Source organism: Kribbella sp. NPDC050281 (assembly GCF_040655855.1).
Taxonomy (GTDB): Bacteria; Actinomycetota; Actinomycetes; order Propionibacteriales; family Kribbellaceae; genus Kribbella.
This window is the reverse complement of sequence record NZ_JBFAKS010000023.1, coordinates 22255-38320: the sequence shown is the minus strand read 5'-3', so window position 1 is coordinate 38320 and position 16066 is coordinate 22255. Positions and strand designations below refer to the sequence as shown.

15 protein-coding genes are annotated in these 16066 nt (G+C 67.5%); 7 read left to right on the top strand and 8 right to left on the bottom strand.

Features of this window, described 5'->3' with window-relative positions; translation table 11 throughout:
* The first annotated feature begins 118 nt into the window (after window positions 1-118).
* Window positions 119-955: an aminoglycoside phosphotransferase family protein gene (locus tag AB0I34_RS24320; RefSeq protein ID WP_360448725.1), complete on the top strand. Its 837-nt coding sequence runs from the start codon at window positions 119-121 to the stop codon at window positions 953-955.
* Here AB0I34_RS24320 and AB0I34_RS24315 read toward each other — a convergent pair.
* Together AB0I34_RS24315 and AB0I34_RS24310 are read right to left on the bottom strand one after the other, a co-directional pair.
* On the bottom strand, window positions 944-1402 hold the full coding sequence (locus tag AB0I34_RS24315; protein WP_360448722.1) for an NUDIX domain-containing protein: 459 nt from the start codon (window positions 1400-1402) through the stop codon (window positions 944-946). The genes AB0I34_RS24320 and AB0I34_RS24315 overlap by 12 nt on opposite strands.
* A gap of 42 nt (window positions 1403-1444) precedes the next feature.
* Window positions 1445-2167, bottom strand: a complete 723-nt coding sequence (locus tag AB0I34_RS24310; protein ID WP_360448719.1) for a VOC family protein — start codon at window positions 2165-2167, stop codon at window positions 1445-1447.
* A gap of 139 nt (window positions 2168-2306) precedes the next feature.
* On the opposite strand from AB0I34_RS24310, the gene AB0I34_RS24305 reads away from it, so the two are divergent.
* Window positions 2307-2879 (top strand): DinB family protein, encoded by a 573-nt coding sequence (locus AB0I34_RS24305; RefSeq protein ID WP_360448717.1) that lies wholly within the window; start codon window positions 2307-2309, stop codon window positions 2877-2879.
* A 3-nt stretch (window positions 2880-2882) separates the two neighbouring features.
* Here AB0I34_RS24305 and AB0I34_RS24300 read toward each other — a convergent pair whose 3' ends face one another.
* Together AB0I34_RS24300 and AB0I34_RS24295 are read right to left on the bottom strand one after the other, a co-directional pair.
* Window positions 2883-4115: a DUF6596 domain-containing protein gene (locus AB0I34_RS24300; protein WP_360448715.1), complete on the bottom strand. Its 1233-nt coding sequence runs from the start codon at window positions 4113-4115 to the stop codon at window positions 2883-2885.
* Between the two features lie 182 nt (window positions 4116-4297).
* Window positions 4298-5119, bottom strand: coding sequence for a MarR family transcriptional regulator (locus tag AB0I34_RS24295; RefSeq protein ID WP_360448713.1), 822 nt, complete (start codon window positions 5117-5119; stop codon window positions 4298-4300).
* Between the two features lie 183 nt (window positions 5120-5302).
* On the opposite strand from AB0I34_RS24295, the gene AB0I34_RS24290 reads away from it, so the two are divergent.
* Entirely contained in the window at window positions 5303-5818 is a 516-nt protein-coding gene (locus AB0I34_RS24290; protein WP_360448710.1) for a GNAT family N-acetyltransferase, read from the top strand.
* A 17-nt stretch (window positions 5819-5835) separates the two neighbouring features.
* On the opposite strand, the gene AB0I34_RS24285 is transcribed toward AB0I34_RS24290, so the two are convergent.
* Complete coding sequence (locus tag AB0I34_RS24285; protein WP_360448708.1) at window positions 5836-9372, bottom strand: ATP-binding cassette domain-containing protein; 3537 nt, start codon at window positions 9370-9372, stop codon at window positions 5836-5838.
* Window positions 9373-9750: 378 nt separating this feature from the next.
* Here AB0I34_RS24285 and AB0I34_RS24280 point away from each other — a divergent pair, with 378 nt between their 5' ends.
* Both AB0I34_RS24280 and AB0I34_RS24275 read left to right on the top strand, forming a co-directional pair.
* The gene (locus AB0I34_RS24280; protein WP_360448706.1) at window positions 9751-10506 is read left to right on the top strand and encodes a class I SAM-dependent methyltransferase; all 756 of its coding nucleotides are present in this window, start codon (window positions 9751-9753) and stop codon (window positions 10504-10506) included.
* Window positions 10507-10964: 458 nt separating this feature from the next.
* Window positions 10965-11927 carry an aminoglycoside phosphotransferase family protein gene (locus AB0I34_RS24275; protein ID WP_360448704.1) on the top strand — a complete coding sequence of 321 codons (963 nt, stop codon included), beginning with the start codon at window positions 10965-10967 and terminating at the stop codon, window positions 11925-11927.
* 45 nt (window positions 11928-11972) lie between these two features.
* Here the strand turns inward: AB0I34_RS24275 and AB0I34_RS24270 are convergent, their stop codons facing one another.
* The 3 genes from AB0I34_RS24270 to AB0I34_RS24260 form a co-directional block, all read right to left on the bottom strand.
* Window positions 11973-12644, bottom strand: a complete 672-nt coding sequence (locus AB0I34_RS24270) for a class I SAM-dependent methyltransferase (protein ID WP_360448702.1) — start codon at window positions 12642-12644, stop codon at window positions 11973-11975.
* A gap of 206 nt (window positions 12645-12850) precedes the next feature.
* A complete protein-coding gene (locus AB0I34_RS24265; protein ID WP_360448699.1) occupies window positions 12851-13717 on the bottom strand; it encodes a GNAT family N-acetyltransferase in 867 nt (288 codons plus the stop codon).
* A 92-nt stretch (window positions 13718-13809) separates the two neighbouring features.
* Window positions 13810-14472, bottom strand: coding sequence for a nucleotidyltransferase domain-containing protein (locus AB0I34_RS24260; RefSeq protein ID WP_360448696.1), 663 nt, complete (start codon window positions 14470-14472; stop codon window positions 13810-13812).
* Between the two features lie 145 nt (window positions 14473-14617).
* Here AB0I34_RS24260 and AB0I34_RS24255 point away from each other — a divergent pair, with 145 nt between their 5' ends.
* The gene (locus AB0I34_RS24255) at window positions 14618-15172 is read left to right on the top strand and encodes a dihydrofolate reductase family protein (RefSeq protein WP_360448694.1); all 555 of its coding nucleotides are present in this window, start codon (window positions 14618-14620) and stop codon (window positions 15170-15172) included.
* Between the two features lie 94 nt (window positions 15173-15266).
* Complete coding sequence (locus AB0I34_RS24250) at window positions 15267-16043, top strand: maleylpyruvate isomerase family mycothiol-dependent enzyme (RefSeq protein WP_360448691.1); 777 nt, start codon at window positions 15267-15269, stop codon at window positions 16041-16043.
* Window positions 16044-16066 lie beyond the last annotated feature (23 nt).

Genomic DNA, 16066 nt, shown 5'->3' with positions numbered 1-16066 from the left:
GATTTGTTGGTAGAGTGTAATTCTGTTGTGTTTTCTGCATTTGGTCAGGATAAGACCTCCGGCGCAATTCGTCCAGGGTTTTCGATGAATTTCTGTGCGCTGCGATAGGCTTCGGCGGGTGATTCCGCAACTCAGTGAGCGCCAGCGTGAGCTCCTCCAGGAGTGGATGCCGGCTGCCGAGGTCGTGACCGATCACAGTTGGGGTCTGGTCGGGACCGCCGTCCTCGAGCTCCACCTCGACGGCGAGCGCTACATCGCCAAGGCCGGCGATGCGAGTGACGGTCACATCGCCCGGGAGATCCGCGCCCATCGCGAGTGGCTGGCGCCGTGGACCGCGCGGGGGAGGGCACCGCGACTCGTCAACGCCGACGAGGAGGCCAAGCTTCTCCTCACACAGTTCCTGCCGGGGGTGCTGGTGCAAGGCACCGAGCAGGAATGGGACCCGGACGTCTACCGCCAGGCTGGTGAACTGCTCGCGGCGTTCCACGCCCAGGTCGCCGTACCGGACGGAACCCACGAGGCGCGGGAGAACCAGCGATCCCTTGCCTATCTGGACAAGAAGCACACCATTGCGCCAGAGTTGACCGAGCGCTTGCGTTCAGAGATTGAATCCTGGCCGACCCCCGTGGCCTTGCTGGTTCCGACCCATGGCGACTGGCAGCCCCGCAATTGGCTGATCGACAGGGGCACCGTCGGCATCATCGATTTCGGCCGAGCCGATCTCAGGCCCGCGGTCACAGACTTCGCCCGGTTGGCAGTCCAGCAGTTCACCACCGACCCCGCTCTGGAGCCCGCCTTCTTCGCCGGCTACGGCTCGGACCCGCGCGACCCCGCCACCTGGCACCGCATCCAACTCCGCGAGGCCATCAACACCACGGTCTGGGCTCACCAGGTAGGCGACAAGCCCTTCGAAGCACAAGGCCACCGCATGCTCGCCGCCGCCCTACGCGAGTAATTCGGTCAGCCGAACCTGCACGTCGGCGGGATGCATTCCTAGTTCTCCGAGCTGATCCGGCGACGTCCAGCGCAATTCGAAACTATTGCGCTCGGAGTGCTCCACCGCTTCCTCCCCGGACAATTCAGCAACGCCTTCCACGTTCTCCATCAGGAAGTAATAGGCGGGTCGTCCGTTGTGCGTCCCGGTCCACAGCAGCCGGTCGATCGTCGCCGTCAGCGTCGTCTCTTCCCACAGCTCCCGCAGCGCGGCCTCATCCGGTGATTCACCCGTCTCGACATGCCCTCCAGGCAGTACGGCGTACTCATGTCCCTCGCACTTCGGACCGGACGCGCCGAACGCCTCGCACATCACGCACTCGTCGGCCCGCTCGTGGCGCAGGTACCGCTTGATCACCAGCACCTTGCCTGCATCCATCACGACTGCGGCCGCTCTAGGAATCGCCATGCCCAGGACCCTTCCACCTGCCCCGGACAGTTTTCGCGCGGACTACGCCGCGGGCCACACACAGAACTCGTTGCCGTCGGGGTCGGCCAGCACTACCCAGGCGGCGTCACCCTGGCCGATGTCGATGCGCTTCGCCCCGAGGGAGACGAGACGGTCGACCTCGGCTTGCAGGTCGCCACCGTCGGCAGGGGCGAGGTCGAAATGCAGCCGGTTCTTGCCCGTCTTCGGATCCAGCGGCGGCCCGCCCCAGGTGATCTTCGGACCGCCGTGGGGGGAGCGAATCGCGGTCTCCTGGTCCTGGTCCCAGACCAACGGCCATCCGAGCGCTTCGCTCCAGAAGTACCCGACCTGCTGCGATCCGTCGCTCGAGAGCGCTCCGATGAATCCACAGTCGGCAAGGAAGTTGTTGCCCGGCTCAATGACGCAGAACTCGTTGCCTTCGGGATCGGCGAGTACGACGTGCTCTTCCTCGGGAAGCTGACCGATGTCGATGTGCCGGCCACCGAGCTCGAGCGCCCTGGCCACGGTCTCCTGCTGCTGCTCGAGGGACTGGCTGGTCAGATCGAAGTGAGTCTGGTTCGGCCCGGTCTTCCGCTCCTGGCTCGGAACGAACCGCAGCCGGAACCCGGTGTCATCACTCGGCAGCAGCGCCACCCCGCCGCGAGCGTCGTCGACCATCTCCCAGCCGAGAACACCGGCCCAGAAACGCGCGACACCGGCCGGATCGTTCGCATCGAAAGACAACGCGAGAAGTTGAGAAGTCATCCTGATCGCATCTCCGATCCACACCCGCCACGAGACTGCAACGCTAGGCCGCCCGACCACCACCCGCAACGCGATTAACTCCGCCTCGGATCCACGCGCCGAGGCTGGGTACGGGGTCGGGTGTGACACTGTGGCTCGCGTGATTGACGACTTTGCCAAGGAGTACCTGCACGACGACCTGCGCTGGGTCCGCGAATCCTTGCTGTACAAGGTGGAGGGGCTGTCCGAGTACGACGTACGGCGGCCGCTCACGAGGACCGGGACCAACCTGCTGGGTCTGGTCAAGCACCTGACGTTGTCGGAGGCGCGGTACTTCGGCGAAATCTTCGGCCGCCCGTTTCCCGAGCGGTTGCCCCAGTTCGACGACCCTGGCTACGCGAACCACGACCACATGTGGGTCACCGAGAAGGAATCACACGCCGACATCATCGAGGGGTACAAGCGCGCCTGGCGCCACGCCGACGCCACGATCGAGGCGCTGCCGATCGACGCACCCGGCTTCGTCCCGTGGTGGCCGCGGCCGAAGGTGAAGCTGTTCAACGTGATGGTCCACGTCCTCACCGAGACCAACCGCCACGCCGGCCACGCCGACATCCTGCGCGAGCAACTGGACGGCGCGGTCGGCGCACGGCCGACCGCGACTGCGGACGACACCGACTGGGACGCACACCGGTCGAGAGTCGAGAAGGCAGCCCGGGAAGCCACTACCTGACAACTACCCCAGCTGGTCGCGGCGGCGGGTCAGGTGCGCGGTCTCGGCGGTGTTACCCGCCAGCTCGATGGCTCGGTCGTACGCCGCGCGCGCCTCCTCGCTGCGACACAGCCGGCGCAGCAGATCGGCGCGGGTCGCGTGGTACGCGTGGTAGCCGGCCAACTTGTCGTCGAGACGGTCGACAGCCGCCAGCGACACCTCCGGGCCGTCCAGCTCGGCGACCGCGATGGCCCGGTTCAGGGCGACGATCGCCGAGGGATCGATGCGGATGAGCTGGTCGTACAGGGCGACGACCTGCGACCAGTCCGTGTCGCGGATGTCCCGGGCAGAGGTGTGTACGGCGTTGATCGCGGCGAGGATCTGGTAGCGACCCGGAGCCAGCCCGGCGGCGAGGCGCTCGCGCACCAGCCGATGGCCTTCGGCGATGAGTGCTGCGTCCCAGGCTCCACGGTCCTGCTCGTCGAGAGGCACGAGCTCACCAGTGGCCGACACTCGGGCGGTACGCCGGGCCTCGGTGAGGAGCATCAACGCGAGCAGCCCGGCCACCTCACCGTCCGCCGGCATCAGAGCACGGATCAACCGGGTAAGCCGGATCGCCTCAGCGGTGAGCTCATGACGTACGGGATCGGTGTCGGGGCCGGTTGCGAGGTAGCCCTCGTTGAAAACGAGGAAGAGCACGGAGAGTACGCCGGAAACGCGCGTCGGGAGATCCTCCGCGGACGGCACCCGGTAGGGGATCCGAGCCGCCTTGATCTTGGCCTTCGCCCGGGTGATCCGCTGACCCATGGCCGATTCCTGCACCAGGAAGGCACGGGCGATCTCGGGCATGGTCAGACCGCCGACCATCCGCAGCGTCAGCGCCACCCGGGTCTCCAGCGAGAGCGCAGGGTGACAGCAGGTGAAGATCAGCCGGAGCCGGTCGTCGTCGATCGCGCCGAGAGGCTCTGGCGGGTCGTCGTCGTACACGATCTGAGCCTCCTTGTGCTTGTCGTCGCGCTTGCTCTCGCGCCGGATCCGGTCGATGGCCTTGCGGTTGGCGGTCGTGGTCAGCCAGGCGCCGGGGTTCGGGGGTACGCCGTCAGCCGGCCACCGCTCGACGGCGATCGCGAACGCCTCGGCGGCCGCCTCCTCGGCGATGTCCAGGTCGCCGAAGCGCCTGGTCAGGGCGGCGACCACTCGCGCCCACTCCTCGTGGTGGACCTGGATGATCGCCTGCTGGGCGTCGACCGCGCTCACCGGAACGGCCGCACCTCGACGTCGGTCTTGTCATCGATCACAGAAACCAGATACTGCATGTCGGAATCTCCTGCGGTCCGGGTGGCGCGCCCCTGGTGGGCACCCGCTCACCTCTGCAACGACAACTCTGCCCTGATCCGATACTGCCTCACGGCATTTCTTCAACGACATTCTGGGGCCGCTCACCGGGAGCCGGCCGCGTCGAGCGTTGTGGAGATGGGCTCGAGGTCCGCGATGAGCTGGTCGAGCTCGCTCGGCTCCAGGCCGTCGTACGCCGGTGCCGCGAGTTCGTCGGTGAGTGACTCGATCTGCTCCTTGGTCTTCCGGCCGACGTCACTGAGCCAGCCGGAGTCGTCGACGAGGCCGCGGGAACGCATTCCGTCCACGACCGCGGCCAGCTGGGCTGCTGGGAGATGGTGGACCCGGCCGAACTTCTCCGCGGGCATGTCCTCGGAGAGCGCGTGAAGCACGTGGGCCTCCGTCCCGCCGATACCTGCGGCGACCAGAGCCGCGATGTGGCCGTCGCCCCGGTGCTCGCGGAGCAGGGTGGCAGCATGCCAGAGCCTGGCCACGGGCTCCTGGGGTACGGGGAGTGCTCGGAGTCCGGCGTGCAGGATCCGTCCCTCCGTCGGAGGGCTCGACGCCGCCTTCGTGGCGAGGTCGGCGGCACGCGCGAGGCCGGGGGAGTCGGCGAGGTCGCCGAGAATCCGCCTCAGCGCGGCCGCGCTGCCCTGCTCACGAGCGGCGAGGGCTGCCTCGGGAGTGGCGGTGTCCCAGACGCGGGGGATGTGCCGGGCAACCTCGCCGTCGGCGAAGTTGTAGAAGATCGCATGGACCACCTCGGCCGGGACACGACCCAGTGGTGCGGCCCGTCCGGCGAAGTAGCCGTCCCAGTAGTTGCGGTGACCGAGCGCCATGAGCGCCTCGGTCGGCTCCTCGGACATGTAGGTGACCATGTGGATCGGCTCCACGAGCCGGTGCAGGTGGCGGGCGGTGGACTCCATGATTGTTGCTCCTCGGTGTGGACAGCTGCTCACCTCTGCTACGAACACCAGCGTCCCGATCCGACACGCGTCGCGCCGATTCCTTCTTCTCGTACGACGAACGAGTCAACAGAGCGCGGTGTCGGCGCAGTACTCCGCTCGTCCGCCGACGACTGGCTCGGGGAGGCCGTAGCCTCGTGTCTCATGACAGAGCCAACCCAGGTGGTCCACATTCGCGACGCGGTGCCCGGGGACGGCGATACGCTGGCGGAACTGCATGCCCGGTCGCGGGCTGTGTACTACCGTGCTGGCGGCCATGAGGTGGCTGCGCTGCCTGACGAGGGGTACCGGGAGACATGGCGCAAGATGGTGGACGATTCCCGGATCGCCGTCCTGGTAGCTGCCTTGGGCGATGACATCGTCGGTGTGGTCACAGTGGATGCCAGCGGGGTGTTTCCGACCAGAGCGCCTCACGAGACGCGTGTCCGGCTCGTCGGTATCTTCGTAGAGCCTGGCCAGTGGTCCATCGGCGTCGGCAGCGCTCTGATGACACGCTTCGTCTCCATCGCACGCCGTACTGACGCCGTCGGCGAGGTCGATGTGTGGGAGCGAAACTCTCGTGCCATCCGATTCTACGAGCGACACGGCTGGATCCGGGACGGAACCTCGCGTCCGGGCCCGGCCGGAGCCCCTTACCTCGGCTTCGTGCACCTGCCCTGACCCCCGGCGGGAAGGGGTCAGCCGGCCAAGTGCGACCAACGCGGGGAGAGTTCGGACCAGGGGCCGACCGCAGCGACCTCGCCGTCGACCAGGACGACTACCCGGTCTGCCTGGGCCAGGGCAGCCCGTTTCGAGGTCGCGCCGATGACCGTCGCGCGGCGCTCCCGCAGTGACTTCCACAGTTCGATCTCGGTGCTGGCGTCCAGGGCGCTGGAGACGTCGTCGGCCAACAGCAGTTCCGCATCTGTCGCCAGGGCGCGGGCGAGCGCGAGGCGTTGGACCTGGCCGCCGGACAGTCGTACGCCACGGTGGCCGACCAGCGCATCCTTGCCGCCGGCGTCCGTGACGTCGGCGCCCAGGCGGGCACCCGCGACCGGACCCTCGAACGCGCGGGCATGCCCGAGCCGGACGTTGTCGGCGAAGGTGCCAGACAGCACCCGGGGAACCTGGGCAACATGCGCGACCTGGCCCGGACGCAGGAACAGTTGCGGATCGTCGACGAGTTCGCCGTTCCAGCGGATCTGGCCGCGATGATCGACCAGTCCGGCCAGGGTGGAGAGCAGGCTGGACTTGCCGGAACCGACCTGGCCGACCAACAGCACCAACTGCCCGGCCTCGACGGTCAGGTTGACGCCGGAGACGCCGATCGTGCCGTCGTCGTGGATCGCGCTGAGGTCGACCAGGTCCAACCGACGCAGCCGGGTCCGAGGCACCGGCTCGGGTCCGGGCGCGATGCCGGCGACCAGGTCGACACCGGGCGGCAGGTCCATCAGGTCGGTGCCGCCGGCCAAGCGGCTGGTCTCGGCCTGCCAGGCCCGGGTACCCGGCGCGTCGGTGACGACCGAACTGGCGACTCGTCCGAAGTAGTCGAAGCCGTTGACGGCATTGGCGACCAGCAGTGCGGTGGCCAGGCTCCAGATGTTTCCCATGTACGCCGCCCAGGCCGACACCACGCCGACCTGCACCATCACGACGGGGATGCCGTCCAGGCAGGCTTGCACCCGGTGTTCCCGCACCGCGGCGTCCACCCGGCCACCGTCCACATGCTGCAGATGGGTGTGCACCTGCGGCGTCGCGGCTGCCAACTTGATCGTCCGGGCCGCGTCCAGTGCGGACACCAGTGCGCGACCGAACCGGGCTCGGGCTGCCGATGCCGCGGACGCCGATCGACCGGCGACGGGGCGGCCGACGGTCGAGGCCAGCGCCGATGAGACCATCACGGCCAGCAGCACGGCGCCTGCCAGCCAGGTGCCACCGAGTACGGCGGTGACGACGGCGATCACCATGGCGTTGATGAAGTCGACCCAGCGATCGCCGTAGTGGACGATCCGGCCGGCATCCATGGAGCGGGCGACCACCTCGCCCGGCGGCGTACGGGGCAGTCGGCGCTGTCCGGTCTGACCGACGAGCACCGACATCCGCGTCCGCAGCATCACCTCGGCCCACCGGCGCGGATAGCGCCCGAGACCTGCGGCCAACAGCAGCGGGGCAGCGAGCACGGTCGCCAAAAGGGCCACGGCGAACCACCACGGTGCCCGCCCGTGTTGCAGGGCCTCGACGACATGGCCCCACACCAGACCGGTGACCGCTCCTTGCGCACCGGTCAGGGCCGCGAACAGGAACAGCACGGCGCCGATCACGCTCCATTCCGGACGGACCAGCAGCGCATGCGCGACGCCGCGGGCAAGACTCGGTCCGGTGCCGACGTCGGCATGTTCGGGCGGTGCGCCGATCCGGCGCCGACCACCTACCGCCTCGGCCGGGGCATTGATCGCACGATCCGGCTCGTGGTGGTGATCATGACCGTCGTCGGCGGGTCCGCCGGCCAGCAACAGTTCCCGGAACGGTCCGGGGGAGACGGCCAGTTCGGCACGAGCTCCGTGCTGGACGACCCGGCCATGATCGAGCACTGCGACCAGCGGTGCTCGGGCGATCGTCGAGAGCCGGTGGGCGATCAGAACGCCGGTACGACCGGAGAGCAGCCGGTCCGATGCGGCGATCACCAGCCGCTCGGTGAGCGGATCCATCCGCGCGGTCGCCTCGTCCAGGATCACCACCCTGACGTCGCGGACCAGCAGTCGGGCGAACGCGACCAGCTGTTCCTCGCCCGCGGACAACGACGTGCCACCCGGGCCGAGCAGCGTGTCCAGTCCGTCCGGCAGGCCCGCCACCCAGTCGCCCAGCCCGAGTTCCACCACGGCCGCCTCGATGACCGACCTCGGCAGGTCGTCGTTGAACAGGGCGATGTTCTCGGCCAGGCTGCCGGCCAGGATCTCCGTCCTCTGGGTGACCACACCGACCGCCGCGCGCAGCTTGTGCAGATCAAGATCGCCGACATCGCGACCGGCCAGGAACACGCTGCCCGGCGGCGGCTCGACCGCTCGCGAGATCAGTGACGCCAGTGTCGACTTGCCGGAGCCGGTGCGTCCGACCAAGGCGATGGTCTGACCGTCCAGTACCCGCAGATTGATGTCGCGGAGGGCGAAGGTGCCTTCGGCGTAAGAGAAGTCTAGGTCGCGGATCTCCAGGTCCACCGGGCCGTCCAACGGCAGCTCGAACCCGCCCTCCGGTTCGCGTTCGGCGGCCAGCATCTGCCGCAGCCGGGTGATGGCGCCGAGCCCGGCCTGGAGATCGGGCAGGCTGTTGGCGACCATCGCGATCTGTCCGACGAAGGTCGAGGTGACCAGGAACAGGGTCACCAACCGGGCCACGGTCAGGTGGTTGTCGACGGCCAGGGCGATCCCGGCGACGCCGATCGCTGCCAGCAGGCCATGCAACAGCACACCGGCCCGACGGGCGATCCGGCTGTCCACGGTGATCCTCGAGTTGACCTTCTGGTGCACCACGGCCGAGAGCCGGGCAACCCGGACCAGGACGTGCGCCTGGCCCAGACTCGTCCGGAGATCGTCGCGGCCGGCGATGCCTTCCTCGAGTGCGGCGGTATGTTCGGTCCAGGCCATCTCCTCGATGACCTTCCGGCTGGCGATCTCGGCCAGGAGCTTGCGGATGGCGAACCAGGTGATCACGGCAAGCACCGGGAAGAGCACAACGGCCGGCCACCAGGTCACCCCGGCGACGATCCACATCGGGATCGTCCCGCAGAGGATTCCCGCCAGCATCCACAGCTGGGAACGCAGCAGGGTGCCGACCTCGTGGGAGTCGTCGTCGACCCGGTCCAGGATCTCGCCGACGGCTTGTTCGTTCAGGACGGCCAGGGGCTGTCGGATGGCGGCCTGGAGCACGTCGTCGCGGAGCCGGCCCTCGACCCTGTCGGAGACGCCGACCCAAATGATCTTGCCGAAGCTGTTGATCACGGCCCCGCCGACGACACAGAGCATCAGCAATCCGACCAGCTGCCAGCTGGGCTGTGCCGCCAGGAGTCCGGCCACGACACTGCCTAGCGTGGAACCCAGGGATGCGACCGCGGCTGCCGCGAGCGCCAGCGCGGAGCCCGGCCCGCGAAGGCGTCGCCAATCGATCCGCCGGGCCGGATCGGCGGGCGGCGATGGGGCAGTCGTGCGGGCATCCGGCAGCCGCGCGAGGAGGTCGGTCATCAATCCGAAACCCTAGGTCGCGGCGCGGACAGAGTCAGCCGGTTTTCCCAGTCGCTGCGGCGCTCGCCGACGGCGGTCGTCATGGTGGTTTCGCGCAGGATTCAACCGCCAGAGAACCTCGATCGTGCGGGTGTGGCGAGCCCCGCCGGACAGGCTGGGGTAGCGGCGATCAGGCAAGTACTGGACACGCTGCGTATCAAGTTCGGACGCATTGATAGTTCCGAAGCGCCGAACACGGCGAATGACCGAGCGGATCCCCTCGCGCCATCCGCGGTACGCGTGGACGGGTTGTCCTTGCGAAAACCATTGGTGCCCGGCTTGCGCCGCTGATGGACTGACGTCCCACCGTGAGTATGCCGCGTGACGGAGGTAATGGTTGTGACGGATTATGACGTGCTTGCCGAGGTGTACGAATGGCTCATCTCAGATGCAAAGTTGCCTCCAGCCGAGTTCGCTGCGTCGTTCGATGACGTCCTCAGTCTCCTGCCGTCGAACGCTCACGTCCTCGACTGTTCGTGCGGAACCGGACAGTTGGCGGTTGGCCTCGCCGGTCGTGGCATGCAGGTTGTCGCAACTGACGCCAGCGAAGCGATGGTTCGTCGGACTGCAGAGTTGTCTGAGGAGTTCGGGGCATCCGTCCGGGCCGTGCGGGCGAACTGGGAAGAGTTGCCCGACCATTTCGAGGACGACACGTTCGACATGGTGTTCTGCGTTGGCAACTCGCTTCACCATGCCGCGGGCGCGACAGGCAGGGGTGCTGCTCTGGAGTCGATGTCACGCCTTCTGCGCCCTGGCGGGCGCTTGGTACTCACATCCCGCACTTGGGAACTCGTGAGGGCCAGAGGTTCCCGGCTCGACATCAGTGACCGACTCGTCCGCCGGAACGGGCGCAATGCCGTCGTGGTCTACCGCTGGGAGATTGCGCCGCATTGGGAGGAGGAGCACCACATCGAGATTGCGATCGCGCAAGTTGATGCGACTGGGTCGGTTCTTGTCCGCTCAGAACTGCTGTCCTGCTGGCCCTACCGGCACGAGGAACTCGAAGTCGAGCTGCACCGGGTCGGACTCCGGACGGAAGTGAGCACCTTCGATCTTGAGGCCGAGAACTACATGGTGGTCGCGAGCAAGGTATAGACACCGGGCTCTCAGCCCCTGGCCGGACCGCGCGGTTGCTCGCAGGACGCTTGCTCCGTCGACGCTTGCTCCGTCTCATCGGTGCGGGTTCAGGCGGTCAACGCAACGCCTTGGACGAAGGAGTTCTGCTGCGTGCATTACGGCGAGCGGACACGGCGGCCCGCGTAGCGCGCCCAGGGTTCTGCGGCCTTCTCAGCATGGAGGAACGCGACTTGGTGGCTGTACCCGAGGTGCGGCTTCCGCAGCGTTTCCGCAGGTCAACAGCGGCTTCGTCGTTGCCCGCGGGGTAGTGGATCAGCCGTAGCCGCCGTGATTCATCTGATGCAATACGCAGCCTATTAGTTGACATAATGTCGCTTATCGGCGCTCAACTTCTGCCCGTTGAACCTCGGTGTGATCCGTGCATCGTGTTATCTGTCCTTCGGAGTACTCACCTACATGACCCGAGGATGTTTGCCTTGAGTAACACGCCGGATCTCGGTCCCGTGCCGGAGCGCATCGACGTCGAGGCAGCGCAGGTACGCCGTCTCGTTGAAGAGCAGTTCCCGCAGTGGGCCGGTCTTCCCGTGCACCCCGTGGCCAACGGCGGCTGGGATAACCGGACGTTCCATCTCGGTACCGACATGGTGGTGCGTATCCCCAGCGCGTCCGAGTACGCCCAGGCGGTCGAGAAGGAGCACCGGTGGCTTCCGGCTCTCGCTCCCCAACTCCCGCTGCCGATCCCCGTCCCACTGGCGAAGGGCAAGCCGAGCGCGGAGTACCCGCATTCGTGGTCGATCTACCAGTGGCTCGACGGCGTGACTGCCACCGCGGACCGCATCGCCGATCCTGTTCGGTTCGCCCTTGACCTGGCCGGCTTCCTGGACGCTTTGCAGAGCATCGACGCCACTGACGGTCCCCAGCCGGGGATTCACAACTGGTTCCGGGGCGGCACACTGCGCACCTATGACAAGAACACCCAGAGCGCGCTCGGGGAAATGGACGGCCACATCGATGTCGAGTTGGCCCGAGAGATCTGGGCAAACGCGCTCGACGCACGCTGGGACGGTGCGGACCGCTGGTTCCACGGAGACGTCGCAGAGGGAAATCTTCTGCTGGACAACGGGCAGTTGGCAGCCGTCATCGACTTCGGGACATGCGGCGTCGGCGACCCGGCCTGCGATCTCGCGATCGCCTGGACGTTGCTGACCCCCGATGGCCGCGAGGCGTTCCGGGATCGGCTGTCGGTGGACGCGGTGACCTGGGCGCGTGGGCGCGGCTGGGCCCTGTGGAAAGCGATCGCCACCTACTGGCATACCTACGAAGATCCCGAGGATGCGGCGGTGTGTGCGAGCGCGAAGCGCGTCCTCGACGAGATCTTCTCTGAGTACTCGAGCAGCCGAACCCGTGTGTCGACTCCGACCGTGCGTCCGTCCGCTTGAAACCGGGAAGGCCGCTCCTCCCCCGCAGATCATCGTGCTCGCTGATCACCTGCGTTCGGCGACAACGAAGAGGCGGTCGGCAGTCCGCCGGCCCACTCCTGGATGCAACTCGATGTTGATGAACCCGCTTGCGGTGAGGTGATCCGAGAGTTCTTCCCGCTCCCAGGGGCGCATCTCGAACAAGTACTCGTGCGAGACCGACTGCCCGTCTAGGCCCGTCAGTTCGTACCTCTCCTCGACAACGATGCGTCGGTGCGTCCAGCTCGGCCGACTCGTGAAGACCAGTCTCGTTCCGTCGGCAAGCGATACTGTGCTCTGTCGCACCCGACCGTCTGACCTCGGTGCCGAGGCAGTGGCCTCTCGGACGTCCAGGAGCAGCAGACCGCCTCGATCGCACAGCGCTGCGAAGGCACCGAAGACAGCCATGCGCTCGTCGTCGAGCACCAGGTCGTTCAACACTCCACGGCACATGACAGCGTCGAAGACCGCGTCGATTCCAGGAGAGCAAATGTCGGTCTGCCAGAAGTCGGCACCCGGGCATCTGCGCCGTGCGATCTCCAGCAGCTTCGCAGAGGCGTCCAGCAGGGCGACGCGGTGACCGTACGACGCGAGTGCCTGGGCGTGGCGCCCCGTGCCGCACCCGGCGTCCAACACGCGAGCGGAGTCGTAGCCCGCGTCGCGGAGCCGGCGGTCAACCGCCTCGACCCACGGCTCCACCGGATCGGTGATGAGGGCGTCGTAGGCGTCAGCGTGACGGTCATAGAACGGGCGCTCGCCGCTGACCTGAGACGACTTCGAACTCACCACCGCAGGATCTCACCTTCGCAGCTCTTCGCCAGCATGTCAGCACGGCTTCCCGCTGGATGACCGTTCTCGAAAAGTCAAAGCCCCTGCTCCCCCACGCGGTCGACGAAGTTATTGCCTCAGGCAACGTAGAGCTGCGTTCTGGCGCCTGGTTCGAAGCCGATGGACTGGTAGAGCGCCCGTGCCTGCGGGTATCCGTCGTCACCGCGCGGACAGACCATCGCGTCGGTGGCACCTGCCTCGCGCAAGGCGTGGAGCGCGGCAAGATTGACCGCCTGCCCCAACCCTCGACGCCTGTACTCCGGAGCGCAGCCGACCGGCTCCACGAGACCGATGCCGTGCACCTCGTCGTACCAGATCAGCGCAGTGGCCACGAAGTCGCCGTTCGGGGCTTCGACGACCCAGTCGAGCTCGGGTCGGTAGGGCCAAGTGGTCATCACCGCGGCGAAATCCTCGTCGGTCACCTTCGACGGACCCCAGTCGGACCAGGCGGTGCGATGCCCCGCTCCGCGCTTCTCCACCTCGTCGGGTCGCACGTGCCGGAGCGTCAACCCGTCCGGCACGACCGGACTACGGAGGTCGCTCAGCGAAATGCGGTGATGAGTGAAGAACGGGGCTTCTTCGTCCGGGTGGAAGCCGGCAGCCTCCAACGCGGCGACGAGGTGCGTCTCATTCTCGAGGATGCTGCAGGCTCCCGAGGGGGCGAGCGACCGGAACCAGGCGATGACCTCGGCAGCTACCTCCGGCCGGACCGGATCGACCACCAGCGAGAGGTGATCGGGGAGCTCCGCCCATCCCCACGCGACCACCTGGCCGTTGTCCTCCCAGAGCGCAGTACGCCATGTCCCCCCGTGCCGGTGGAAGTTCACGCTACGCTCCCAGGCGACGTCGCCGATGTGGAGCCGCGACCGCGGACTCCACGTCCGCTGGACCAGGTCCTGCATCAACCGGAGGTCGTCAGGGCCCTCGTAATCTCGTCGCCGCACTGCAACCTCCGATGGCTGGATCAGACCGCCCAGCATCACCTGAGCGCGGCCACTCCCTCAACCGATTTAGCTCCGAGTCCCTCCCGACTCACCTACTCCCCTGCCGGCCAAGGACCTGGTCCGGCAACAGCCCTCACAACTTCCAGATAGCGACGAACCGCAGCAGAAGCCGTCTCGTGTCCTTCAACCCGCGAGAGTACGACGGACAGCCCGGCGCCGACTCCGACGTCGGAGGGCGCATTCAGCATCGACGCCATCGCAGCGGCCTTCGCCAGGTCGCCTCGAGCGATGTGCTTCGCCGCCAAAGGCAGCATGGCGAGGGCGAACACGTCCGGGTCCGGTGCGGGCCCCGGCACACCTCGACCCACCAGGTCGAGCGTCTCCGACAGATCGAGGCTCCCAGCAGTTCCGGCACCGGCCAGCAGTCGAGATTCTCGGGGTATCGGCGCACCCGACGGCCACTGATACCAGTCAACCCACAGCGGGAGGTGGCCAACGTCGTACATGGCTCCGACGTACCCACCGCCCGCCGGTCCGTTGTCCGGCAGCTCGAGGGTCAGCAGGGTTTCGTCGAGCATGCACTCTCCGCCGACAACGATGACGTCCACATCACTCCACTCATCGCCCCTTCCGGACCCGAGTGAACCAACCAGCCAAACGCCCTCGGCCTGCAGCGCCGACACAGTCTCCGCCAACCATCGCGTCCGCCCAGCAGCCAGCTCCGCCACCATGCTCCGTGCCTCATCCCGCGTCACGGGACGGACGCTATCCGGCCCGCGGCCGGAGATACGACTAGGTTTCAGCCCTGCCTGAGCTCTCGGCGGGTAGCTATCGCGTCCTGCTCAGCGCCAGTCGTTCGACCGATGCGGAGGGGGTGGGCCGGCTCCTAGCCTCGCTGGCATGGGAAAGGTCATCATCCACAATCAAGTCACCGTCAACGGCGCCTTCGAGGCGCCCACGCCCGAGGAATGGCTGGAGCTCGACGCCGACAGCGGCGACGCCGGCCTCGAGCAGCTGATCCTGGCCGACGCGCTACTCCTCGGCCGCAAGACCTACGAGGGACTGGCCGCCGTCTGGCCACACCTCGGCGAGGACCCGGCGATGGGCCACTACGCAGAGCGGGTCAACGGCATGCCGAAGTACGTCGCCTCGCGAACACTCACCGGACCGCTGGAGTGGAACGCCACCCTCATCGAGGGCGAGGTCGCCCAGGCCGTCCCCGCCCTCAAGAAGAAGCACACAGGCAACCTGATCGTCTCCGGCTGCGGGGAACTGGCGGACACCCTCGCTCAGCAGGGTCTGGTCGACGAGTTCTGGTTCTGGGTGAATCCGCATCTCTGGCCGGCCGGGCCGCGGATCCTCGACGGAGTCGGCCCGATCCGCCTGCAGTTGGTCACGACCACGACCTACCGATCCGGAGTTGTCTGGCTGCGCTACCGGCCTGCTGAGGTCTGAGGGGAACGTTGATCACGTACGCTCTCGTATCGGCCGACGGCCCGGGGCCCGGCTGCACCAGACAGTTATCCACGGAGCGCTTGGAGGGGCAGCGATGGACGCGTCGGCGTACTTGAGGTCGGTTGTCGAGCAGACGGCTACGTTCGCCGAATGGGTGGACGGCCGGGATGCGGCGATTCCGGTGCCGACGTGTCCGAAGTGGACGCTGGCCGATCTGGTCGATCATGTCGGTGCGACGCATCGGATGGTGGCCATGCTGGTGGGTGAGCAGTTGGCCGAGCCGAGTAGGGCGTTCGCGGCTTATGTTCCGGCGCCGGCCGATTCCGCGCAGTGGGGTGCGTGGATGGTCGAGGGTGCGGCCGCGGCGCGGCGGGCGGTGGCGGCGGTGGGTGTGGACGCGCCGGTGTGGGATCCGTCCGGTGCCGCGGCGGGGGTGGCGTTTTGGTCGCGGCGGTTGTTCGGGGAGGCGTGTGTGCATCGTGCGGATGCGGCGGCGGCGCTCGGCCGGCGGTATGAGTTGGTGCCGGAGTCTGCGGTGGCGGCGTTGGAGGATTGGTTGGACACGATGACGTCGCGTGGCTACTGGGAGAACAGGCCGGATTTCGCCACTGCAATGCGCGGCGATGGCCAGAGCCTGCACTTCCATGCCACCGACGCGCCCGGGGAGTGGTTGGCCCGCCGGGAGGCGGACCGGGTGGTGTTGGAACACACCCATACCGAGGCCGACGTCACGCTGCGTGGCCCGGCCGCGGACCTGCTGCTCGTGCTCAGCAGGCGCCGCCGGCTGGACGCGGCACCCAGCCTGGAACTGCACGGCGACAGGGCACTGCTTGATCGCTGGATCGACCACATGGACTGGGTCAGCGACTGACCGACGGCGTCACAGCGCTGACG